Source organism: Neobacillus bataviensis LMG 21833 (assembly GCF_000307875.1).
Lineage (GTDB): Bacteria > Bacillota > Bacilli > Bacillales > Cytobacillaceae > Neobacillus > Neobacillus bataviensis.
In genome coordinates, this window is the sequence record NZ_AJLS01000055.1 from 33,138 (window position 1) to 56,669 (window position 23,532).

Here is a 23,532-nt window from a genome sequence, read left to right on the forward strand (position 1 = left end):
AATTATTTTACCTAACTATAAAAACGAACAACTTCACTAAGGCCCCCAGCTGTCGTGCCAGTCCCAACTGCCGCGAACTTCCACTCATTGCCATGGCGATAAAGTTCACCGGCAACTAGACAGGTTAATCCTCCATAATTATCTGATAAATTGTAGTGGATAAGCTCTTGATTGTTGTTAGGATTCACGATTCTGATAAACGCATTTTTGATCATTCCGAAATGCTGTTTTCTTTTTACACAATCATAGATATTTACAACGAAAACAAGCTTTTGAATGGTTGATGGAACTCTAGCTAAGTCGACTATGATCTGTTCATCATCGCCGTCTCCATCTCCTGTCAAGTTATCTCCTGTATGTTGAACGCTGCCATCATTGCTTTTTAAATTTCCAAAGTATACCACATCTTTATTGTTTTGCAGCTTATCATTTGCACCTAACATAATCACGGATGCATCACAGTCTATGTTTGCTCCACCGCCGCCGCCGAATAAACTTCCGAACAAGCCGCCGCCACCTCCGCTTTGCACGGGATCCCAGCCTAATCCCACCAAGATTTTGGAGAGTCCTGGATTACCTTTCGTTAAATCAACTCGTTGACCTTTTTGTAAATTAATAGCCAAATCATTCACCCCATTAAGAAATTTTTTGATACTGTAACTATGATTGTTTCAATTTTTTAAAGTTGTCTTGCAATTGCTCTAAACGTTTTGTACCCTCGACACGCATCCGTTTATTTTCCTCTTCAATTGCTCTCGTTTCCTGCATACCCTTGATGATAATATTCCAAGATTCCTCAATTGTCTCGATCTTAATGCTTGGACCGCCGGCAAGCCTAGCAATATCGGTACTTTGTTGGGAAATGTTCTGCGCATTTTTAAGGAGCATTTCATTTGTTCTGCGGTCAAGCTCACTCATCGAATCAGCGACAAGCTTTTGCCTTTTCGCTGCAACGGCTTGAATTAAGCCATTTTTAAAAATAGGGATTGTTGTTACAAAGGCAGAATTAATTTTTCCTATAAGTTTTGTATTCCCTCTTTGCAATAAACGAATTTGCGGTGCAGTCTGCAAGGAAACCATTTTCGCCATTTCTAAATCGTAAATTCGCTGCTCAAGCAGTTCAATCGCATTTTTCAATGAGTCCAACTGCATCGACGCAAGCTGATCACCAGATGCAACGCGAGCCTCAAGTTGTGGAAGCTGGTGATTCTTCAGCTCTTCTACCTTTAATTCGCCGGCAACAATATATTTTTCCAAGGTTAAATAGTATTGGTAGTTTTGTTCATACATTTGCTCAAGCATATTTGTGGAATCGACCATTTCATGCTGATATTTCGAAATTTCTACATATACTTTATCAATTTCGGAACCCATGGTCTGGTACTTCCCAAATAGTTTTTCTACCATTTTCTCGCCCTTTTTAAAGAACTTGGCAAAAATGCCGCCAGAAGTCTTTTGGAAGTCCTTGGCATCAAATTTATCCATGATGCGACCAAGACTTTTTAGAAGTTCACCTGAATCCTCCACTTTCGTTGTCCGCATATTACTTAAGATTTGATCGGAAAATCGAGATATTTGCACAGCCGGCTCTTTCCCAAATTCCAATATTTGAATTTGGTCGCGTTCATCGATGGTGCGGGCTAAGTTTTGGATTTCCGGTTCTTTGCGAAGTGCTACTTTAATATCAGAAACTTTTGTCTCTGTAAGCACATCCTCAGCATTCGCAGGTGTTAATCCGCTGGATGAATTTGGCGATAGATTCACTAGTTAATCTCCCCTTAAATTTTTTAAGATTCCTTGAAAAAGCCCTTTTTTAAAAAGTGACGGCTCTTTGAATTCCAGATCAAAGACAACGTCATCAAGCCAGTGTTTGTCAAACAATCGTTCATCGAGATAATTTTCGATATCATTATGCCCTGGCGGATTATACAAAATAATATCAATTCCAAATTGATTAAGAAGCAGCAACAGTGCCGCATCCGACCTTGAAAGCGGGCCGGTTGCTTCGTTATTGTAAATAATTAGTTTTGGAACATGCTGGGAATAATCAAATCTCTCCATCAATTGAATGATATTTTTGGGCATAAACATGGCCTGTGTAAATAAATACATTTTCACATCTTCTAGATTTTCATTCGGCAAAGGCTTTAAACCTGGTTTATCGCAGATTCTCCTTACGGCATTAGCAATTCCTTTTTGCAGGCCTGTTGCTAAAAAGGAATAGGGCCAGTAGTGTGCCTGCATGATTTTTTCCGGTGCAATTAAGCCATCCTTGCCAAGTGCATTTCGGTAATGAAAGCGAAAATCACTGTGGCTTGGAATCGTATATGGCAGCTTTCGAATAAGTAAACTATGTTCCAATTGACTAAGCGATTGCAGCCGATCCCAGTATTCTTTACGATTTTTACTTACACCTTGTACTTTAGCAAAGATAGAAGGGATTTTAACTTGTCCGTTTTCAACTACAAAATCCGGGCGAATCATCGCGATTTCTTTACTAAGAATAAAGAGCTCGTCATAGGTCGTTTTCAGGGTAATGGAGGAAGGTGTATAATCCCTTAATTGCCATGGTTTGTAAAGGCCGGAGCCTTCCTGATTTAATATCGTCTCAATCTCTTTGGATGCCCGATATGCAACCGTTGTTTTTCGAGTTCGCTTTTCTTTCGGAAATGGCTCTGCAGGCTGTTTATATTGAAATTGATGGGTGAATACTGGCTCATCCATCATTTCCGCTAATAGATCACTGCCCTCCGGATGAAAAATAACAACGTCACAGCCAAGCTTGATTAAATAATATACAAAATATTGATGGCTTTTTTTAAAGTCCCCATACCAAAGGAATTTCGGCATTGCTTTTTGCGGATCAGCATGGTCCAGTTCCGGCTGTAAATGGTTGATGGACCACTTAACTAGGTCCACAAGAACCCGTCTTAGCTCATGATTTTTTAATCCTGCAGGTTCAAGCTTCGTATATAACTCAAGCGTGGCAATCATCGCTTCTCTTAATTTTCGATGGATCACAGGAACACTTGACTTCAATAAAAGCTGCTCCCCATCAAGAAATGCCGTGAACCGGTTGATCGACAGTTTCTGTTCATTATTAATATTGATCACTCGCTGAATGGCTTGAAAGTGAGCATTATTAATCGTCTTATCGAGTGAGTCCTCGCTTAACAGCTGTAAATTCCATTCCTTATTATGGACGTAATCAAATAACTGGTTATAATATTCATCCGTGTCAATCGGTACTCCGAAAAACTTCCCAAGTATTTGACCAATTTGAATTGCTCCATTTTCCACAGAATAATTTGGCCGTTCCGGCAGCGGTCTTTTCAGCATACCGTGCCAATTTTCATAAGAGAGGGCAACTATAGGACGGACGTTCAATTGATTTAATGCTGGATACATTCATAATCCCTTCCCTCTATTAGCGAAAGCTTTTTTTACCGATAGAAAATTATGTAAGGTTTCCATTTCATCATAACACAGTTAATAAATTGGTTCATTTGTTTATACGAAAGTCATGAAAAAATGTTTCAACATTTTAGGCAGCACAGCCATTTTTCACCTTTTTCCTTGTCCCAACATACATATGAGTACGATACTAAAGTAGGTGACCCTAATGAGATTTTTATATAAGCGGCCGCGGATGGAGCATGTTCAGGAGGAATTGGACACCCTTATGGAAGTGATGGTATCCGATCTATTTATCTATCTAGATTTATTTTTGTTCAGCCTCATCTTCACACTGCTGCTTTCTCCTATAATCAATTCATTTGCCCTATCCATTCTATTCTTCATTGCTGCCTATAGTTTATTTTCTAGCCTTTACTATTTTCTAATTAGTCGTATCATGAACAAAAGTTAGATTCTCAGTGACAATAGTTTAAGAAACCCTTGGAGAATCTCCTCTCCAGCGTTTACTCCACGGCTTTCTGTAAGAATATGGTTATTGGTGCCTGTCACCCTTGACAACATTGACATACTGGAAAGCTCATTTACAAGTTCTCCGTGGTTTGGAATGAATCGATGTTGGCAGTTCACTAGAAAGTCCCAATCGAGGATGGAGTCCCCCGCGCCGGCAATCGCTTTCGCTCCTTCACGATTACAAATATATTCAAGTGCGCTTCCTTTACTAATCGCCTTCGGTATGAAATAAAGCTTTCTCCCTTGTAAGGAAATCCTCCAGCCATATTTTACAGCTAATCCATGAAGCAATTCTTTTTCGGAAGCAGCAGGGCGACAATTTAATATGTAATAAAAAAATAGATTCTCAGCCTGCTTCTTTTCCCCATCCAAATGGAAACCTTCCCTTTGCAAAATAAAAAGCAATTCAGCTTGGGAAACTGAATCCGAGCGCAATTGGCTATGAATATGGTTCGACCATTCTTCCATTGGCACGCCTTGATAGAGAATATTCGCACCATTAGAGGTAATCGCGTATTGAATTGGAATTTCCTCCGCAAAAATAACGAATCTGTTAAATTGCGCTGTTGTCCTTGTTGTCACCGGAACAAATAAACTATGAAGGGAAAGCTCCTTTAATGCCGAATAGGCGGCTTCTGTCATATAGCCCACCCACTTGCCGTCCTTTTGTTCAACAGGTTTAAGGATGTATTCTTTTGGTTCACCAAGCTCTTCAATTGCCCGTTTAGAATACATCAATGTGCGGTCAAGGTCAGATGCAAAAATCATTTTTGCATCCCCTTTACCGATTTAATCAAGCCGCAGCATAAATAGTTCAATTCAGGATACGGCACGACTTCAACTCCTTTTTCTTCCGCTAACATGAGGATATGTTTGACAAACGGACTGGAAGGATCCCGCATTAAGATCTTCCATGGAACCCTGCGAAGCAGAACCCTCGTCGTCTCGCCTACACCTGGCTTAATATAATGGGTACTTTCGATGGAAAATTCCGCTTGAATTTTTTTGACATCCGCCATCCCCAAGAACCCTGTTTCAATATTATCTTGGAGTTTTTCAGTCGCAGCTGCCGCTGCATCTTTCATAACTGATGCAAACTCACTTGTAATCACATCAATAAATTCATTTGAGACATCCTCAGCGAGTAAATCTCGATAATACTTAGCCCCATGAAAATCATCCTTGCCAATGTATTGTTCATTTAATACCGTCCGGCTCACAAGCCCGGAAACAGTTGAGTTTAAACAAGCACTTGGGATTAAAAAATCCTCTCTTGTCCCAAATAAAGTAGTACAGTATCCAGGGTCTGCAATAACCGCAAGTGTATCATCCAGCGAAACTCCGTATTTTTGTCCAAAGTCCTTACAGGCCTTTGTTAATTCAATCGAAATCGCCCCTTTGCCTGTCCAGCCATCAACAAATTGAATCTTTCCAACTGGGTGCTCATTACGAATATATTGAATTGCGTTAACGTCAATCCCGCGATCCCGGATAATCGAAATACTATAATGCGGTAAGGAAACACCAAAGCGCAGTTTAATATATCTTTTAATTAGGATTCCTACCGGTGTGCCTGCCCGTGCAAGTGAAACAAGGATGGTCTGATCCCCTTTTACTTGATAGATTTGTTCAGCGACAACTCCCACACACAAGGCCACTTTTTGTTTGTAATCCTGGAGAGTTTTCCAGAATAAATCCACATAATCCTTTGGCGGCTGGTACTCAATTGGCAAGGATTCACTATAATGTCCTCCCGATTGGATCTTCGATTCCCGGTTCATGGCGGAATCCTCAAGCCTTACATCACTTAGATCCTTTAATAAAAATTGCACATCTTCAGCATGATAGGTTCCTATTTTAGCAGGTTTGTTCATTGCTTTTTGCATGGTATTCACCTCTGACTTTCGAAAAAAAGACGATCTTAATTGATTTAATTGCGGCTTTCCCTAATTCATTCAGCATTGGCATTAGATTCTCATATTCAATTTCTCTTTCAAAAAAGATAAATAATTCATCGTAATAACCATGTGGAATATTATAAACAAAATGAGAAACATCAGGATCCTCCGGAGAGGGAAAGTTCACCCCGAAACGAGCTCCATAGTCCTCTATGTTTTCGATGTAGATTGGGCTTCTTGTGGTTGAATGATAATATACACCATTGCCCATTTCAGCAGCTATTTTCATTGGCAGGTACATAAACTCACCGGTGCCAAGACAAAGTGTTTTTTCACCCGTTCTTTTTTGCTTTAAGAGCGCAGCGGCAGCAGAAACCCTTTTATGCAGTGAAGGATTTTCACGGCCACGCAAGCCGAATCGTCCTGTCTCTTCAATATATGCTGCCTTCGTTACCTGATTTTCAGACAAAAATCCGCTCGCCGTAAAAAAGGAGGAAAGCTGCAAAATTTCTACAGAAGGCTCACCAAGGTCGCTCGATTCGTTATTTTTGAACTTCTGCTTTATTTCTTTTAATTGCCTCACCTGAACTGAACCGGACATGAGGCTGACTACATGTATTTTTATCCCTAGTAGCTCTTCAAGTTGTGAAAAATTTCGCCTATGTTCCTGAGACCGCCAATCCAAAATACTTACAACCGTATATTCCCGCCTTGGAAATTTAGCATGAATGGATTTAATGATATTTAACGCTGTTTTTCCGGTTGTCATTTCATCATCGACAAGAACGATTTCCCGCCCATTTTGAATCATTTCTAATGGGATATAACAACGGTGCGATGTCGCATGGGAATGCTCTTCTTCAAAGGTTATCTCCGGTATTGCATCTAAGAGTTCCTCCCTAGTTGTGTGGAAATACTCAGCAGTTTGAAAACAATCGAAAAAGGCATGACCGAGTGCTGTTGCTGTTTCAGCAAAACCAATTATAACAGGATTAATGGCAGCCGGAATGAAGGCATGTGCGGTAAATGATCCACCCTCTAAAAAAGCGGACAACAGACTTTCCTTTTCCATACATGCTAAGCCCTTCACCGATTCGTCATATCTAGCAGCTAAAAGGGCAGCAGTTACCAGCCCTTTACTCGGATGAATCGGTAAGTGCTTGCCTAACACTTTACTAACAAACAAAAACGAGCGCTTTTTATTGATTCGAGCTGCCATTGTAAATAGTTCTTCGATGGGAAGATCATACGGGTTTTCCGCTATCTTTATCTCTGTTTCAATGGATTCAAGGATTTTAAACGTATACTTCTTTTTTGATAAGGTCAATGTTGGTAAATTCTTCATGTAACACCCCGTATAGCTGCGATTTTAATAATATTTTCTTTGCCCAATAATAGTGAGGCTTAATTTCGTTCATTTTATTGGCAAACATACTCTTCATTACCCCGATTTCCCCGGTAGCTGCTTTTACAATATTGCTGGCATCCACATATTCCTCATAGGAAACGATATTAAGTGCCTGAACAATTTTAATATGCGAAGGATGGATAATCGTTTTTCCCGTTAATCCATTGGCAATATCCATAAGGATCTCACGGATCAATCCATCCACATTTTCATCTATTAATTTGGCTCTCCATTTAAGTCCCTCATCCCCATACCGTTCGCGAAATGGAGTTTGCCGGAGCTGCGGCTTTAACATCCTGTTTTTAGTAGAAAAATACTCCCAAACAGGGCCTGATACTACATATGGACTATCAAACCGTTGAAAGACATTGATGATATCAGAAATGCAATCTCTTAAAACAGCAATCTCATAGACGGTGGTGTCGGCACTCCGACGAATCCCGTACAGGCCGCAAAAATCAGTCGCCCCAATCCGTACATTGAGAATATGCTCCTTATATTGATCGAGAAGCTGCTTGATTTTCATTAACTCTTCCATTCTTGTCTCTTTCCGGATTACATTTGCTGTTTCTAAAATCGGCATGGCATAAAACGGATGCTCGCCCGTGTGAACCTGACGAACCGTCTCTAGTAATTCCTCACCATTTTCGGCACTAAACTTTGGCAGCACTACCCCCGTCAACAGGCTTGTGGCTTGCCCTAATTGTCCAGTTACTCGTTTAAACTGTTCAAGACTACGAATACGGATAAACATAAGCGGTAAATCACCAAAACTTAAAAATCCCTTATTCAACTCACTGAACAATTTTAACAATTCTTTGATGAGAAGTTCTTCAGCTTTAAAAACTTCATTGTCGCCAACCGCATCTTCAAGGTCAATGACGAGCGAGGTTAGACCTTCGTGCTTCTTTGAAAGGATTTCCTGATGAATATTCGGGCGTGTGGCAGGCATATAGAGCGTCGCTCCTAAACCATATGACAACAGCTCACGATGGGTATATTTATTGAAAAGTTGTGGTCTTCGATAGAAAAATCGCTCAATTTCATCCTCGTAAAAATATGTAAAAAACTCCATAACCTTTTCTCCTCTTCGAAAGGTAAAAAATAGAGGAGGCGGACATTCGTCGGCTCCTCATTTTTGTAAACTTTTATAAATTACCTTCCTTGCTGCCCTCTTTTTTCTTATTCATAAAGTGAACAATAAAAGTAGCCGCAAAGGTAACTAATAGAATGATAAAGAATGTCACATGCCCCATATCAATACCTACTACCGCAAGAAGCATTTTTAAGGCAATAATCAGGATTAAAATATAGGCTGTAGTTTCCAACTCAGGCACGCGGTCTATTAATGTTAAGAATACACCTGCAATACCACGCATCATTAACACACCAAGCATACCGCCAATTAATAAAACCCAAACTTGTTCACTTACACCAAACGCTGCCAAAACGCTATCAACAGAGAAGGCTATATCCATTAATTCAACGGCTGCAACTGTACCCCAGAAGGTTCCAAATAAGCGGATCAGCAATCCGGTTTGATTCATTCCTTGAGCTTCATCATCGTCTTCGTTCCCAGCAGCTTTTCGCTTATCTATGAAATACTTGATGGACAACCAAGCTAGGTACCCGGCTCCTAGTATTTTCACCCACCAAAGTTTGATGAGTAAAACACCAATCCCAATCGCAATAAATCGGAAAATATAGGCGCCTAACAGGCCGTAGAAAAGGGCTTTCTTCCGCTTTTCTGATGGCAAGTGTTTAACCATGACCGCTAATACAAGTGCGTTATCGGCCGAAAGTAATCCTTCCAGAATGACTAGGGTTCCAATCAATCCCCAACTGACCGGATTTGTTAACACTTCTCCCCACATCTCCCAATTAAAAAATTGGGCATAAGTATCTATAATATGTTGTAAAACCGACATTAAATGTATTCCTCCTAGAATATAGCCTTATATGTTCTAATTATTATGCTATTGATAGACCAAAATCTGTTGCTAATGCTGCTAAACCACCTTGATAGCCGCTGCCAATTGCACTAAATTTCCATTCACCATTGTGGCGATATAATTCACCGACAACAATTGCTGTTTCAATTGAGAAGTCTTCTCCCAGGTCATAACGAATAAGTTCTTCACCTGTAGTCTCGTTAAAAATACGAGCATATGCATTGCTGACTTGTCCAAAGTTCTGGTTTCTACTGTCAGCCTCGTGGATTGTAATTGTAAATGCAATCCGCTGCACGTTTGCAGGAACCGCCGTTAGATTAATTTTTACTTGTTCGTCATCACCGTCACCTGCACCAGTGCGATTGTCTCCGGTATGTACTACAGCACCGCCTGCTCCTTGTGGATTATTGTAAAAAACAAAATCCGCTTCAGTCGAAACTTTTCCACTCTCGCTTAAAAGGAATACAGATGAATCTAGGTCAAAATCGCTTCCGCCATCATATTTATTCGTATCCCAGCCAAGCCCGACCACAACATTTGTCAGCCCCGGATTTGTTTTTGTTAGATCAACTTTCTGTCCTTTTGATAAACTAACTGCCATTTTTTCATTCCTCCATATTGTTAATAGTCTATTTACGAGTCTCTCTCAAAAAAGGTTTCATTTTATTATAATTAATTATTTCCTTGCCCATTCACTAGCATAAAAACTAACTCATCCACTTTGGCGGTGTATTTTTCGCCCAATAAATAGTTCCCAGATCATGGTGGCTTTGGAAATCATCGTGGTAAGTATGGTAATGAAAATTAAACCAATAGCCTGATTTTGGCGGATTATCTCTTCTTACATGGAACCGTAAAATATCTTTTCCTGTTTTACCGTTTTTAATATTAAAAATTTTCTCAGAAACTCCCGCACTCGGCTGCTCAGTGATGGTAAGATTTTTTAAATCTTCTTCCGGAAAGTGTGACGCTGTTTCAGCTAGTGCCTTTTCGATATTCGGCAAAATAATTTCACGAAATTCATTTTCTATCACAGGCTTAATTCGTGTACCAAATTTCTGATAGGACTGAATTTCTGCCTGCTTCATTAATTCTTCCATAAACTCTTCTCTATTAAACTCTGATTCTTCGAAAAATCGATTCTTTTGCGTGACACTATTTTCTACTGCTGTAGTTTCAAAGGCATCCCGATCTTGAAGATTCTCAGCGTTTACCGAGTTCATTAATTGCGTTGGCGTAACAAGGCCGAAGGTTAAAATGGAAATCATTACAAACAGTGATTTACGAAGCCACTTAGTCATCTCTACATCACACCTTTATCTATTGAAAAATACAAATATAACATTTCTTACAAAATATTATACTTCTTTTTTTGAAAAAATGGAAAAATCAGTTTGAACAATTTTCAAAATTTTAATTTATTGATAATACTAGATTCCCTAAAAAACATAAAAAAAGAGGACGTCTAATGACATCCCCCTTTAGCAATGAGCTTCAAACGCTCCCATTAAATTTTGCATTACCGCTTCCATTGGCATCCCTTCGATATCGTGGCGGGGAATGAAATGGACAACCTTTTTATCCTTTACTAGTGCCATCGATGGTGAGGAAGGTTCAATTCCTCCGAAAAACTCACGCATTTTCGCAGTCGCTTCTTTATCTTGACCGGCAAAAACGGTTACTAAATGTTCCGGTTTTTTCTCACTGTTTAACACGGCTTGTGTGGCAGCAGGACGAGCAAGACCAGCGGCACAGCCGCATACAGAATTCACAACAACTAGTGCTGTCCCGTTGGTTTTATCCATAAAATTCTCAACGTCCTCCGCTGTTGAGAGCTCGGCGAACCCAGCCCTTGTTAGCTCTTCACGCATCGGCAGCACCATTTGTTTCATATATTCTTCATAGGCATTTGACATGTTAGATCACTCCGTTTCTCTTTTTAAGAATACTATAGGATTGGCTAATTACAAAATTACTGTTCTAATTTTCTGGCTTCAGTCATTTGCTTCCAAACAGAACCCTTTGCTTCCTCGCCGCCTTCAATTCTTTCAATCGCCATTTTGATTTGCAGGCTCACTTCAAATTCAGGGTCATTTTCAGCTGCTTTTAACGCCGGTAGTGACGCCCGGTCACCCACCTCGTATAAAAACATTGCTGCCCGCCAGCGCACCAATTTGCTGGAATCGCGCAACGCCATTGCCATTTCCACCGCCGCTTCCGGAAAGCCTAAATCTGACAAGCAATCGCCTGCGGTTCTCCTCACGGTGACGGTTTTGTCCTTTAATGCCCGATATAACAGTGGCAGTACTTCCTGTTCTTTAATCATGCCAAGATAGACAGTCGCTAATCTCCGAATCGATGGCTTCTCATCTGCTAAGGCTTTTTCAAGGACAGGTAAATCCACCAATTCCGGGTCATCCATTTGCTCGAGCAGCTGGTAGCGAATCTGCCAGTCCGGATTTTCGAGATCCCCAACCGTTACTTTTTTATTTGCACGTTTCGTTTTCTGGACGGTCACAGATGCAGAACCACTTGTTTGCGCTTTTGTGACAAGGGCTTCAAGCCGATCTTTTGGATAGGCTGCAATTAATTCATCGACAACCTCTTGGCCAATTTGATCGAACTCACCGTAACGGACACCTTGATTTTGCCATTTTCTTAGCAGTATATAATTGTCTTCGGGAAGCTGTGCCCGCTCCCTTGCCTTTAAAAAGTATTCCGGCATGCCAAACCTGCGTTCAGTCGAGCTATCTGTCAGCTTCACCTGGAGCGGAATCTCCTTAAACATTTGGATTTCAACCTTTATTTCACCAAAATGTTCATCTATCATATTAGACGAAGCAGTTTCATCAGCTTTTTCACCAAATGCTTGGCGGACTTGCGGCAATAGTTCCTTCCAGTCATATTTCGCATTTCGTTCCACAGCAAGAAAGTCAGCTACATGATACACGCCTTTAATTCCCTCAATTTGTAAAATCGACTGAATGATGGCCGGTGCATCAACAGATGTTTCCTTCTTATAATTATGACTTTTCCCCATTGGCAGCTCTTGATCTAAATTGATTTTCATGGTATTCGGACTTGGCGTTGGTTCTATTGCCTTAATTTTCACCACAATCACCTTATTCTTATGTTTTCTATTACAAGTTTATCATATTGGTAATGGTACGTTCATGGGATATGCTTTAACATGTCCTTAGTCAGCGAGCTCAGCAAGATAGGACCAGCGTTCGATTAAATGCTCGAGCTTTTCGTTCAAGGCTGTTTCTTGTTTCAGTAATTCCTGCGCCTTTGTAAAATCACTGCCTACCCTTCCCAGTTCCTCCGATACCGCTTCAAGGCTAGCCTCCGTCGCCGCAATCACATCGTCTATCTCTTCCCATTCTTTCGTCTCCTTAAAGGTCAACTTTTTCTTCTTTTCCTTTCCATCCGCTTTGTATGATGGTGTGGACTTTGTTACTGCTTTTTGCACATCTATGGCCATTTCTTTTTCAAGATGTTCGCTGTAATTTCCGTAAAAAGAGGCAATTACCCCTTCTCCACGTAAAATCAACAGCTGTTCCGCCACTTTATCAAGGAAATAACGGTCATGCGACACGGTGATGACAACTCCAGGGAATTCTTCCAGATAGTCCTCAAGTACCGTTAATGTTTGGGTATCAAGGTCATTTGTCGGCTCGTCCAATAAGAGAACATTAGGTGCAGACATTAACAGTTTCAGCAGGTAAAGACGTCGCTTTTCTCCTCCGGATAGTTTGCGAATGGGCGTACCATGTGTAAAAGGAGGGAAAAGAAAGCGCTCAAGCATTTGCGCTGCTGAAATGGTCTTACCATCGGAGGTTTCCACAATCTCAGCCGTTTCTTTAATATATTCAATCATCCGTTTATTCTCATCCATATCTTCGCTTTCTTGCGTATAGTATGCGATTTTAACGGTTTGTCCCATGATAAATTCGCCTTCATCAAGTGAAATTTTCCTTGCAAGGATATTTAATAATGTTGACTTTCCGGCACCATTCCTGCCAATGATCCCAATCCTATCCCCTGGTTTGACGAGTAAATCGAAGTGATTTAGAATGACTTTTTCCTCGTAGTGCTTAGAAGCATCCTTCAATTCAAAAACCTGTTTCCCAAGCCTGCTGCCATTTAACGAAATATCCAGTTTTTCTCCGTTCGACTTTCCACCGGAAAGCTTGTCATCAAGCTCTTCAAAGCGCTGGATTCGAGCCTTTTGTTTCGTGCTTCTCGCCTGAGCACCACGCCGCATCCACTCAAGCTCCCTACGGAAGAGATTTTTTCTTTTTTCAAATGTGGCCGCTTCATTTTCCTCGCGAATCGCCTTTGCTTCTAAAAAGGCTGCATAGTTTCCTTTGTAACTGTAAAGATTGCCGCCGTCCAATTCAAACATCCGGTTGGCTACCCGGTCTAAAAAGTAGCGGTCATGAGTAACTAGCAAAATGGAGCCATTATATCTACTTAAGTATTCTTCCAACCATTTAACAGAATCAAAATCGAGATGGTTCGTCGGCTCGTCTAAAATGAGTAAATCCGGCTCGGCAATTAATACTTGTGCTAATGCTACCCGCTTTTTTTGGCCCCCTGAAAGTTCTCCTATTTTTTTGGTAAAATCCTCAATCCCCAATTTCATTAAAATGGCCTTGGCATTTGTACTGGCATTCCAGGCATTCAATGCATCCATTTGTTTTTGTAATTGAAAAAGTTCCTCTTGAACCTTCACATCGTTTGGAGACAAATTAAGATTTAATAACGTCTTTTCGTAATTACGCATTAATTTTAAAATTGGCGCATCACCATGAAAAACCTGCTCCAATACCGTTTTATCTTCATCTAACTCTGGTCTTTGATCTAAAAACGAAATCGAATAATCTTTACCGGTGATGATCTTTCCTGCGTCAGGTGCATCCAGCCCGGCAATAATTTTTAATAAGGATGATTTACCGGTTCCATTAATTCCGATTAGACCGACGCGCTCTTTTTCAGTAATCGTAAAGGAAATTTCGTTAAAAAGCTGTTTCTCACCATATGTTTTTGAAACATTTTCCACTGTCAGCATTTTCATAAGTCTTGTCCATCCCATTCTTGATAAAATTGTTCTAAAAATAAGGCCATCATCTGCTGTCGGCTCTCTGCCAATTTTTTTGCGGTATTTGTATTCAACAAGTCCTTTAATTTCAACAACTTTTCATAGAAGTGATGAATGCTCGTTGACTTTCCTTTCCGATATTCCTCTACTGTCATTTCTTCTCTGACGTTGATGGAAGGATCATAAATCGGCTGTCCTTTTTTACCGCCATAGGCAAACGCCCTAGCAATGCCAATCGCCCCAATCGCATCTAATCGGTCAGCATCCTGAACAATTTTCGCTTCCACCGTTTCAAGCTCCGTTTTTCTACCGCCTTTATATGAAATCGATTCGATTATTTCTGTAATATGGTTTTTAACCTCTTCAGGGAGGATGATTGTTTGGAAAAATAAAGCTAATTTCGCCATGCCTGCTGCCGCACTATCGTTCAATTTTTCATCCGGTATGTCATGGAGAAGCGCCGCCATTTCAATAATAAATGGATCTCCAGTCATTTCTTCTTTGCAAATATGTAAAGCATTACGGCGGACGCGGTCGACATGGAACCAATCGTGACCGGTAGCATCCTCTCCTAATTCAACCTGGACAAATTTTTCTGTAGTCTCTATGATTTGATTTTTCAAACTCAAACACCTACCTTCATCAATGCTATTTTATCATGAATTGGGAGGTTTGATAAAAGGCTTTGCGGCTGTTTGGCGGAATTATTAGCTGTTTTGGCGGAATTCGCTCGAACTTTGGCGGAATTACCAATATATTTGGCGGAATCCCATCCAACTTTGGCGGAATTACCAATATATTTGGCAGAATCCCATCCAACTTTGGCGGAATTATCAATCGGTTTGGCGGAATAAAAAAAATTCCGCGAAATCCATCCGCGAAATTTTTGCGTAAAACATTATTTCAATCCATTAAACCAGCTAATCCCAAGGGTGTTCTCTCCTGCATGAACACCGATTACCGCTCCCAGCGGACAACAGATGATTCGAACTTGCGGGAATTGTTCTTTCAGTTCTGCTTGCCATTCCTCCGCATGTTCTTCATGTAAACCATACAAAATATATACTTCTTTAAATTGGTATTTTTCATAGGATAATCGGAAGTAATCAAGGATTTTTTCTTTAGCCTTTTTCTCCCCCCTAACCTTTTCCTTCACTTCTAATGCTCCCTCGACTATTGAAATGATCGGTTTCACATTTAACATACTTCCAAGGAAAAATTGCAGCCCTGACATCCGGCCGCCACGATGAAGCTGCTCTAAACTGCCAACCAAAACATAGGTCTCATTCGTATCCCTTATTAGTTCCAATTCTTCGATGACTGATTCAACACTATGACCAGCGGCTAATAATTCCATTCCCTTTTTTAATAATGCCGACATTGGATAAGTAAGAATATGTGAATCAAAAGTTGTGACCGGAATATCAACAAGCTTTGCTGCCTGCTCGCTTGATGATACTGTACCGCTTAATTTCCCCGAAATGAGAACAGTGATAATTTGGTCGTAGTCTTTCGCTAGCCGCTCATATAATGAATGAAACGCGCCTACGGATGGCTGCGATGTCATCGGTGGATTTTTTAAATGTTTTAATCGCTCAAATAACTGGTTTGGCGTTAAATCAATCCCATCGGAAAATTCCTCACCATCAAGCAATACTGTTAATGGAATCGTATATAAATCCGGGTGATTTTGTAGTTCATCATCTAAATAGGCTGTACTATCGGTAACCCACGCCGTCCTAATCATGGTCATCTCCCCCTTGTTTTAGTACGAGGTCTTAAGATCTAGTTAGTAACATCGTACCCTTTATTTCCAATATTGTAAATATTTAATCGCACAAAATAAAACCAGCTAATAAAAGCTGGTTTATTCCATTTGCACAAAGATAAGCAGGTACAGCTGTTCTAAGCTTATCATCATGAAATTGATCATTTCAACCAAGTCATCCATTTGGTCTTCAGTAATCAATCGGTCAAATTCCACTGTAATAAGTGTAGATTTTGTCTTTTTCATTTCTAATGGGTTTTGATTAACTGAAAAAGTAATTTTTCTATCTGTCCCCCATGTATCTTGAAGGATAGCTTTTATGGTTTGATAATCAATCTCCTCTTCATGTTCAAGCGAAAACCCGAGCCTCACAAAACAGCCGGCATGCTGCTCTTGTAACGCGTTTGAGAGAAGCTCCGCAGCCAAATTAGCAAGTCTTGATTCCATTTCAATTTTTGCCATGACAGGGTGATGCGGTAATTGGAAAGATATATCAAACTGTCGGGACATTTTAGCCATATTAATGACATCGTTACGGTCTATGATAACGATTTCGCCGTCTATGTCCTTATCATAAAGCGCCCCTTCTATAACCACCTTCATATTATCGAAGGCTGTTGGATCAAACATATAGGATAACTCCTTTTTAGAAAAGCCCGACTGCATTTCCATTTTCATCTACATCCATATTTAAGGCGGCCGGTTTTTTAGGAAGACCCGGCATGGTCATAACTTCGCCTGTTAAGGCAACAATAAATCCAGCTCCAATAGATGGTTTAAATTCCCTAATAGTCACGGTGAAATCCGTTGGTCTGCCGAGCTTCGTCGGATCATCCGACAAGGAATACTGGGATTTCGCCATACAAATGGCCAAATTAGACCAGCCAAACTTTTCAAAATCAATTAATTGTTTTTTAGCTTTTGGTGAAAACTCGACATCCTTCCCGCCATAAACCTTTTGAACAATCGTTTGAATCTTTTGTTCAAGCGAATCAGATAAGTCGTATAACGGATGGAAATTGTTCTTTTCTTTTTCAATTACTTCTAAAAGCTTATTAGCAAGCTCAATTCCGCCTAGGCCGCCCTTTTCCCAGACCTCTGTTAAGGCAACAACCACATTCTCTCTATCACACCACTCTAATAATGTTTGCACTTCTAAATCGGTGTCAGTGATAAATTTATTGATGGCAACCACAACTGGTAATCCAAAGCTTTTAATTGTTTCAATATGCTTTTGAAGATTTGCAAATCCTAGTGTAAGGGATGGGATGTTTTCTTTAGCTAATTCTGTTTTCGCCACACCGCCATGCATTTTCAAGGCTCGTATGGTCGCAACGACAACAACTGCCTCCGGTTTAATCCCGGCACTTCTCGCTTTTATATGTAAAAACTTTTCTGCACCTAGATCCGCTCCAAAGCCGCCTTCGGTAATGACATAGTCAGCTAACTTAGCTGCCGCCGTAGTGGCAATCACACTGTTGCAGCCATGGGCAATATTAGCAAATGGTCCGCCATGAATGAGTGCCGGAGTATGTTCAATCGTTTGGACAAGATTTGGTTTAACCGCCTCTTTTAATAATAATGTTAAGGCTCCTTCGACTCCAAGATCGCCAACCGTAACAGGTTCCTTGTTCACATTATAAGCAACTACCATCCGCGCTAGTCGCAATTTTAGATCCTTTAAATCAGTCGCTAAACATAATACAGCCATTATTTCTGATGCGACCGTAATATCAAAGCCATCTTCTCTTGGGACACCTTGAAGTGGTCCGCCAAGTCCAATTATCACCTTTCTTAAGGCACGATCATTTAAATCGACAGCCCGTTTCCAGACGATGCGGCGCTGGTCAATGTGCAGTTCATTTCCTTGCTGAAGATGATTATCGATTAAGGCTGCGAGGGCATTGTTTGCAGTCGTAATCGCATGAAGATCGCCAGTGAAGTGCAGGTTTATGTCTTCCATTGGCAAAACTTGTGAATAGCCCCCGCCGGTTGCTCCGCCTTTAATCCCCATTGTCGGACCTAAGGAAGGTTCCCGCATCGCAATCATTACTTTTTTGCCAATACGATTAAAAGCATCCGCAAGCCCTACGGTAACTGTCGATTTTCCCTCACCCGCAGGAGTTGGATTTATCGAGGTAACAAGAATAACTTTCCCACTCACTTTTGTCTTTATTTTACTTAGCGCTTCATTGGAAATTTTCGCTTTGTATTTACCATAAAGCTCGAGATCATCCTCTGTTAATCCAATTTTTTTAGCTATTTCTACGATTGGTTTCATTGTAGACGCTTGTGCAATTTCAATGTCTGATTTCACTGATGTTTTCATAGCCACATTAATCCCCCACATTCAGCATTTATAATTCCCTACTTTTTCATTGTATCAAAAAGGCGCTTTCATTCCGATTATTAATTGTGAACAAATTATTATCTTTTCTGAATTTATAATAATGTTTATAATGGAATTAAAAAGGGGGAGGATTACTTGCCAATTAACATTCCAAAACTTTTGCCCGCAAGAGAGGTTCTTGAACAGGAAAATATTTTCATCATGGACAATGAACGGGCAACCAGCCAGGATATCAGGCCTTTAAATATACTAATTTTGAACTTAATGCCTGAAAAAGAGAAAGCGGAAACCCAGCTATTACGATTATTGGGAAATTCACCATTACAGGTAAACGTCAATTTTTTAAAAACCAACTCCTATGAATCTACTCATACGAGTAAACAGCATTTGGAGCAGTTTTACACAACTTTCCCGGAAATTAAAAATCAGAAATTCGACGGGATGATCATTACCGGTGCCCCTGTGGAACTATTGGAATTCGATCAGGTTAAATATTGGGCCGAATTAACCGAAATTATGGATTGGGCCAATCAAAATGTCATCTCAACATTACATATTTGCTGGGGGGCACAGGCGGCGCTTTACTACCATTATGATATTGGTAAATTTGAGCTGCAGCGAAAATGTTCCGGAATATATTCTCATCGTATTTTTGAGCAAAATGATATCTTGTTAAGGGGGTTTGATGATCATTTTTATGCACCCCTTTCTCGCTATACGGATGTATCGATTGAAGCAATTTTGAAAAACCCAGACTTAAAATTGTTAGCAGCTTCAGAAGATGCCGGCGCATTATTGATTGCTTCCCGAGATCGAAAGCATGTAATGATCACTGGTCATTTGGAATATGAATCTGATTCACTGGCGCAGGAATATGAAAGAGACTTACAAAAAGGTCTTGAGATCCATATGCCAGAAAATTATTTTCCTAACAATGACCCTACCCAGCCACCCATCAATCGCTGGCGTTCTCATGGTCACTTATTCTTTTCCAATTGGCTCAATTATTATGTATATCAAGAAACCCCTTATACTTGGGTATGAAAACAAGCATCGGATCTATTCCGATGCTTGTTTTTCCCTGTAAATCAATCGTCCCATTGTTTATTTTTTAAAATATAAAGAGATAATACAAATAAAAGAGGGGGGAATGTAATTGGAAACAATCACTGGAGTCCATCGCAATCATTTCGGCGAGATTATTAATTTTGTTACTTCCGGCGGGCGGGTTATTTCGTACCGTAAAGCATTATTCGAGGCGGAAAACGGCCATATCCAAGGTGTCCAAACCAACCTTGATCAGGACGGAAACATGTCCTTAATGCCTGAACCAAACCAGTCGTTTGACCAATATCCGAATTTATTTTAAAAAGCACCTAGTTTGTCTAGGTGCTCTTTTGGTCATTCTTGTTCATTTTGTTTTTGAATTTCTCGCAAAACCGCTGCCCTGTTCTCGTCTTCTTCAAAAAACTGTACAAGGTCACCAATGCGATCAATCGAATCCCAGCTTAAATGATGTTCAATTCCCTCAACATCGTTATAAATATTTTCTTGTTTTACCCCAATAATTTTTAAAAACTGTTCTAACAAATCATGCCGAAAGACGAGACGCTTCCCGATCTTCTTCCCTTTCGTTGTCAGCACAAGTCCTCTATATTTTTCGTAGACCAAATATTCATCTTTATCCAGCTTTTGCACCATTTTCGTTACTGAGGAGGGATGGACAGACAGCGCTTCGGCGATATCTGATACCCGAGCGTATCCTTTTTCTTCAATCAAAATATAGATTTGTTCAATATAATCTTCCATACTAGGTGTTGGCATCCCGAGACCTCCAAAAAATTACTCCATTCAAAGTTTACTATAGAAAAAAATGAGTGACAAGGCTCTTTATCACTTATTTGAAAACAGCTGGAAGTTATTTTGCTGTTAATTCCTCAAATAAAAATTTCACCCTTTTGTCCTGTTCATCTAAGAAAAGCCTTGCATTAAAGGTTTTGTCCTTGTTGGTAAAACCTTCAATCAACTCTGTTTTCCCTTCTGAAAGGAGCAGTTTTACATTTTTCTGGGTAATATTCTTCCCAAGGATTTGTTTGGAAATAGTAAAATTACATTGATTATTTTTATAATTACTGCAGCCATAAAAGCTGCCCTTATCCACAATGGCTCCATCACATTTTTTACATGGTCCAAGCTTAGTAAATGTCTTTTTCTTGGTATATTGTTTTCCGGGAATGAAATTTTGAGTAACCTCCTCGGAAAATGTCCAATTGCCGGATTGATCAATACTAGAGGAAATTAAATGGACAACCATCTTTTTTGTCTGATCCATAAAATGACCGGGTACCGCCGAACCTTCTGAGATTTCCTTCAATTTTTGTTCCCATTTAGCGGTCATTTCCGGAGAAGCAAGAATCTCTGAGCCTATTGCTTCAATTAGTATTTTTGCTTTTGCAGTTGCATAAACTACATTCTTTTTCACTTCAATGTATAAGCGATCCTTAAGCATTGTGATAATTCCCGCCCGAGTGGCTTCGGTACCAAGACCTTCCGTTCTTGTTAAGACTTTTTCCAGCTCTTTATCATCTATATGCTTACCAGCGGTCTTCATTAATGTGATTAGCTGCCCTTCAGTATAACGCTTCGGCGGCTGCGTCTGACTTTCTTTTACATCTACTTTTACCGTTTTTCCTTGCTCCCCCTTTGTCAAAGAAGGAAGCTCAGGTTCATCCTCACGTTCCTTTTGGTTCAGAACCTTTCTCCAGCCCTCCTCCAGTTGTACTTTTCCCTTTGAGATAAAGGCTGCCCTGCCGTCTACTAAGGTAGTAACTGTGGTATATTCTGCTAAAGACTTGTTGTAATGAGCGGCAATTAAACTCGTCACAATTAAATCATAAATTTGCCGTTCATCAGGACTTAATCTCGCGACATTTGGGATTTGCTCTGTCGGAATAATCGCATAGTGATCGGTAACTTTTTTTTCATTTACATATCGTTTGTTATCGGCTATAGAAGCGATTGGTAATGGAAAAAAGCTTGAATAGTCGCTTATATGACTCAGTTTATTTAGAATGTCAGGGAAGGTATTAGCCTCTTCTTTCGTTACATGCCGCGAATCGGAGCGGGGATAGGATACATTCCCCTTTTGATAGAGTTTTTGCAGGACATCCAACGTTTTTTTCGGCGGGAATTTATAGCGCCTATTTGCCTCTGCTTGTAATGCGGATAAATTATAGAGTAACGGCGGTAAAAATTCCTTCCTTTCGGAAAGTACCTCTGCCACTTCTGCCGTCTTTTCGCGGCAAAAGGCAGCAACTTTTTCTGCCATTTCCTTTGTTTTTACCCGGGTTTCGCCATCATTCTCCCACTTTCCGCTATATTTCTTACCATTGATGTCAAAATGAGCTATCACTTCCCAAAAGGGCTCGGACTTAAATTTCTCAATTTCCAGTTCTCTTTTTACAATGAGCGCTAATGTTGGGGTTTGTACCCTCCCAACCGAAAACACATCGGAAAAGCCTTTTTTTTGCAGCAGCAAACTATAAAGCCTTGAGCCGTTCATTCCCACCACCCAATCCGCACAGGCACGTGTATAGGCCTCAAAGTACAGACTTTTCGTCTCCTTTTCATCCAGCAATTTACTAAATCCTTCCCGAATCGCATTTGGTGTTAAGGATGAGGTCCAAAGTCGTTTCATTGGTTTTTTACAGTTTGTTAATCTTAGAATATTGCGGATGATTAATTCGCCTTCACGTCCGGCATCCCCTGCATGGATAATTTCCGTAACCTCAGGGTTCGAAACCAATTTTTTAATCACTGCAAATTGTTTTGCTTTATCTTTCGTTACCTCATATTTGAAGTGCCCCGGTATAATGGGCAGATTGTCTAAAGACCATTTTTTCCAGCTCGGTTCATACTTTTCCGGTGCCACAAGCTGGCAAAGATGACCGATGGCCCATGTAACATAAGCACCTTTCGTAAACATGTCATTTGGAAAAATCTCAATAAAACCATTTTGTTTTTTATGTTTAAAAATAGAAGCTAATGTTGAACCTTGATCGGGTTTCTCAGCAATAATTAATTTCATATATATTTGCTCCTTTTTAAAGCATCCCGGATTCATTTTCCCACTTCCAACGAATTTCGTAAAGCAATAAAAATAGGAAGTAACCTAATAACCGCATTAAGTTAGGGCAGAAATAAATGTCAAGATTATGACAATTCCATTAGCGGTTATGACCTCCGTACAAATAAAAAAAGGGTGCCATTTTCATTCAGGCAGGCCCTTACTAATTTGTGATTCCCATTCAACTATTTTGAATATTGATCAGTTTAATCCCTTGAGTGAAGACTTTTGAATATACCAATTCTCCTTAGGAATGATATTTGAGACAGTTAATATTAATGATGGAATTCTTTCTACATCGAAGACAATGGCTCCAATTTTCTTTGCAAACATAATAAAGGCATCTCCATGAGAAAAATTAGCTAAATCATTACCAATATGGAGCAAAGACATCATGATTGCCTGTTTTTCATCTGACTCAATGAAAACCTGTGGTGAGAATCGTAAAATCCAATCCTCCCCTTCAATTGAAAATCGGAACATGCGGGTCCCCACCTCTAAAATATTAAATATATTAATTAAAGATATGAGGAAGAGGCATGAATATGTTAAGTGATGAATTAAATTCAGACTCTTTTGTAAATTTATCAAAACCTGCATATTTTCAGCAAAAAACCACTTTCCTTTTCTTGACTGTCCATTTTCATTATTGTATATTTAAAGCATCATGCAGCCAATTAACAAAAAATAGCTGATTTGCTGCATGATAATATTTATCTTTGGCACCATCCAGTGGTGTCTTGAAAGGCTTAGGAGGAAGAAGTACATGCAAAACGGTAAAGTAAAATGGTTTAACAACGAAAAAGGCTTTGGTTTTATCGAAGTTGAGGGTGGCGACGACGTATTCGTACATTTCAGCGCGATCCAAGGCGAAGGCTTCAAATCATTAGAAGAAGGCCAAGAAGTTTCTTTCGAAATCGTTGAAGGAAACCGTGGACCACAAGCAGCTAACGTAGTAAAACTATAATCCTAACTTATAATGACCAATCAAAGGCTGAC

25 protein-coding genes are annotated in these 23,532 nt (G+C 40.0%); 5 read left to right on the plus strand and 20 right to left on the minus strand.

The genetic code is table 11. The annotated features are described in order from the left end of the window. Positions 1-11 precede the first annotated feature (11 nt). Genes BABA_RS08605 through BABA_RS08615 form a run of 3 tightly spaced genes read right to left on the minus strand, consistent with a single transcriptional unit; the run spans position 12 to position 3,408 of the window. The gene (locus BABA_RS08605; protein WP_007084773.1) at positions 12-623 is read right to left on the minus strand and encodes a TerD family protein; all 612 of its coding nucleotides are present in this window, start codon (positions 621-623) and stop codon (positions 12-14) included. Positions 624-660: 37 nt separating this feature from the next. Further along, positions 661-1,764 carry a toxic anion resistance protein gene (locus BABA_RS08610; protein WP_007084774.1) on the minus strand — a complete coding sequence of 368 codons (1,104 nt, stop codon included), beginning with the start codon at positions 1,762-1,764 and terminating at the stop codon, positions 661-663. Positions 1,765-1,767: 3 nt separating this feature from the next. After that, the gene (locus BABA_RS08615) at positions 1,768-3,408 is read right to left on the minus strand and encodes a YceG family protein (protein ID WP_007084775.1); all 1,641 of its coding nucleotides are present in this window, start codon (positions 3,406-3,408) and stop codon (positions 1,768-1,770) included. Positions 3,409-3,622: 214 nt separating this feature from the next. Between BABA_RS08615 and BABA_RS08620 the strand changes: the two genes are divergently transcribed. Further along, on the plus strand, positions 3,623-3,868 hold the full coding sequence (locus BABA_RS08620) for a hypothetical protein (protein WP_007084776.1): 246 nt from the start codon (positions 3,623-3,625) through the stop codon (positions 3,866-3,868). Here the strand turns inward: BABA_RS08620 and BABA_RS08625 are convergent. The 11 genes from BABA_RS08625 to BABA_RS08675 form a co-directional block, all read right to left on the minus strand. Next, the gene (locus BABA_RS08625; protein ID WP_007084777.1) at positions 3,865-4,695 is read right to left on the minus strand and encodes an HAD family hydrolase; all 831 of its coding nucleotides are present in this window, start codon (positions 4,693-4,695) and stop codon (positions 3,865-3,867) included. The genes BABA_RS08620 and BABA_RS08625 overlap by 4 nt on opposite strands. Beyond that, on the minus strand, positions 4,692-5,813 hold the full coding sequence (locus BABA_RS08630; RefSeq protein WP_007084778.1) for a cysteine protease StiP family protein: 1,122 nt from the start codon (positions 5,811-5,813) through the stop codon (positions 4,692-4,694). Before BABA_RS08630 ends, BABA_RS08625 begins: the two co-directional genes overlap by 4 nt. Further along, positions 5,785-7,170 (minus strand): phosphoribosyltransferase family protein, encoded by a 1,386-nt coding sequence (locus BABA_RS08635; protein WP_007084779.1) that lies wholly within the window; start codon positions 7,168-7,170, stop codon positions 5,785-5,787. The genes BABA_RS08630 and BABA_RS08635 overlap by 29 nt, the downstream gene beginning before the upstream one ends. Then, positions 7,121-8,308, minus strand: coding sequence for an HpcH/HpaI aldolase/citrate lyase family protein (locus tag BABA_RS08640; protein ID WP_007084780.1), 1,188 nt, complete (start codon positions 8,306-8,308; stop codon positions 7,121-7,123). The genes BABA_RS08635 and BABA_RS08640 overlap by 50 nt, the downstream gene beginning before the upstream one ends. A gap of 73 nt (positions 8,309-8,381) precedes the next feature. Continuing rightward, positions 8,382-9,161, minus strand: a complete 780-nt coding sequence (locus tag BABA_RS08645; protein WP_007084781.1) for a TerC family protein — start codon at positions 9,159-9,161, stop codon at positions 8,382-8,384. Positions 9,162-9,204: 43 nt separating this feature from the next. Next, positions 9,205-9,786: a TerD family protein gene (locus BABA_RS08650; protein ID WP_007084782.1), complete on the minus strand. Its 582-nt coding sequence runs from the start codon at positions 9,784-9,786 to the stop codon at positions 9,205-9,207. Between the two features lie 106 nt (positions 9,787-9,892). Continuing rightward, positions 9,893-10,486: a YpjP family protein gene (locus BABA_RS08655; protein WP_007084783.1), complete on the minus strand. Its 594-nt coding sequence runs from the start codon at positions 10,484-10,486 to the stop codon at positions 9,893-9,895. Between the two features lie 180 nt (positions 10,487-10,666). Continuing rightward, positions 10,667-11,101 (minus strand): BrxA/BrxB family bacilliredoxin, encoded by a 435-nt coding sequence (locus BABA_RS08660; RefSeq protein ID WP_007084784.1) that lies wholly within the window; start codon positions 11,099-11,101, stop codon positions 10,667-10,669. 56 nt (positions 11,102-11,157) lie between these two features. After that, positions 11,158-12,297: a conserved virulence factor C family protein gene (locus tag BABA_RS08665; RefSeq protein ID WP_007084785.1), complete on the minus strand. Its 1,140-nt coding sequence runs from the start codon at positions 12,295-12,297 to the stop codon at positions 11,158-11,160. An 84-nt stretch (positions 12,298-12,381) separates the two neighbouring features. Continuing rightward, complete coding sequence (locus BABA_RS08670) at positions 12,382-14,265, minus strand: ABC-F family ATP-binding cassette domain-containing protein (RefSeq protein WP_007084786.1); 1,884 nt, start codon at positions 14,263-14,265, stop codon at positions 12,382-12,384. Next, on the minus strand, positions 14,262-14,912 hold the full coding sequence (locus BABA_RS08675) for an HD domain-containing protein (RefSeq protein WP_007084787.1): 651 nt from the start codon (positions 14,910-14,912) through the stop codon (positions 14,262-14,264). Before BABA_RS08675 ends, BABA_RS08670 begins: the two co-directional genes overlap by 4 nt. 72 nt (positions 14,913-14,984) lie before the next feature. Between BABA_RS08675 and BABA_RS27265 the strand changes: the two genes are divergently transcribed. Beyond that, positions 14,985-15,143: a hypothetical protein gene (locus BABA_RS27265; protein ID WP_157273146.1), complete on the plus strand. Its 159-nt coding sequence runs from the start codon at positions 14,985-14,987 to the stop codon at positions 15,141-15,143. 44 nt (positions 15,144-15,187) lie between these two features. Here BABA_RS27265 and BABA_RS08680 read toward each other — a convergent pair whose 3' ends face one another. From BABA_RS08680 to BABA_RS08690, 3 genes are all read right to left on the minus strand, one after another. Continuing rightward, positions 15,188-16,036: a DegV family protein gene (locus tag BABA_RS08680; RefSeq protein WP_007084788.1), complete on the minus strand. Its 849-nt coding sequence runs from the start codon at positions 16,034-16,036 to the stop codon at positions 15,188-15,190. Positions 16,037-16,156: 120 nt separating this feature from the next. Continuing rightward, positions 16,157-16,687, minus strand: coding sequence for a hypothetical protein (locus tag BABA_RS08685; protein WP_040345749.1), 531 nt, complete (start codon positions 16,685-16,687; stop codon positions 16,157-16,159). Between the two features lie 16 nt (positions 16,688-16,703). Then, positions 16,704-18,386 (minus strand): formate--tetrahydrofolate ligase, encoded by a 1,683-nt coding sequence (locus BABA_RS08690; RefSeq protein ID WP_420805986.1) that lies wholly within the window; start codon positions 18,384-18,386, stop codon positions 16,704-16,706. Positions 18,387-18,542: 156 nt separating this feature from the next. Here BABA_RS08690 and metA point away from each other — a divergent pair, with 156 nt between their 5' ends. Both metA and BABA_RS08700 read left to right on the plus strand, forming a co-directional pair. Continuing rightward, positions 18,543-19,451 (plus strand): homoserine O-acetyltransferase MetA, encoded by a 909-nt coding sequence (gene metA, locus BABA_RS08695; protein ID WP_007084791.1) that lies wholly within the window; start codon positions 18,543-18,545, stop codon positions 19,449-19,451. Positions 19,452-19,563: 112 nt separating this feature from the next. Next, on the plus strand, positions 19,564-19,776 hold the full coding sequence (locus tag BABA_RS08700; RefSeq protein WP_007084792.1) for a DUF3892 domain-containing protein: 213 nt from the start codon (positions 19,564-19,566) through the stop codon (positions 19,774-19,776). A gap of 32 nt (positions 19,777-19,808) precedes the next feature. On the opposite strand, the gene mntR is transcribed toward BABA_RS08700, so the two are convergent. The 3 genes from mntR to BABA_RS08715 form a co-directional block, all read right to left on the minus strand. Then, complete coding sequence (mntR, locus tag BABA_RS08705) at positions 19,809-20,231, minus strand: transcriptional regulator MntR (protein WP_007084793.1); 423 nt, start codon at positions 20,229-20,231, stop codon at positions 19,809-19,811. 94 nt (positions 20,232-20,325) lie between these two features. After that, positions 20,326-22,494, minus strand: coding sequence for a DNA topoisomerase III (locus tag BABA_RS08710; protein WP_007084794.1), 2,169 nt, complete (start codon positions 22,492-22,494; stop codon positions 20,326-20,328). Between the two features lie 240 nt (positions 22,495-22,734). Then, positions 22,735-23,016, minus strand: coding sequence for a hypothetical protein (locus BABA_RS08715; RefSeq protein ID WP_007084795.1), 282 nt, complete (start codon positions 23,014-23,016; stop codon positions 22,735-22,737). A 283-nt stretch (positions 23,017-23,299) separates the two neighbouring features. Between BABA_RS08715 and cspD the strand changes: the two genes are divergently transcribed. After that, positions 23,300-23,500 (plus strand): cold-shock protein CspD, encoded by a 201-nt coding sequence (gene cspD / locus BABA_RS08720; RefSeq protein WP_007084796.1) that lies wholly within the window; start codon positions 23,300-23,302, stop codon positions 23,498-23,500. The last annotated feature ends 32 nt before the right edge of the window (positions 23,501-23,532 follow it).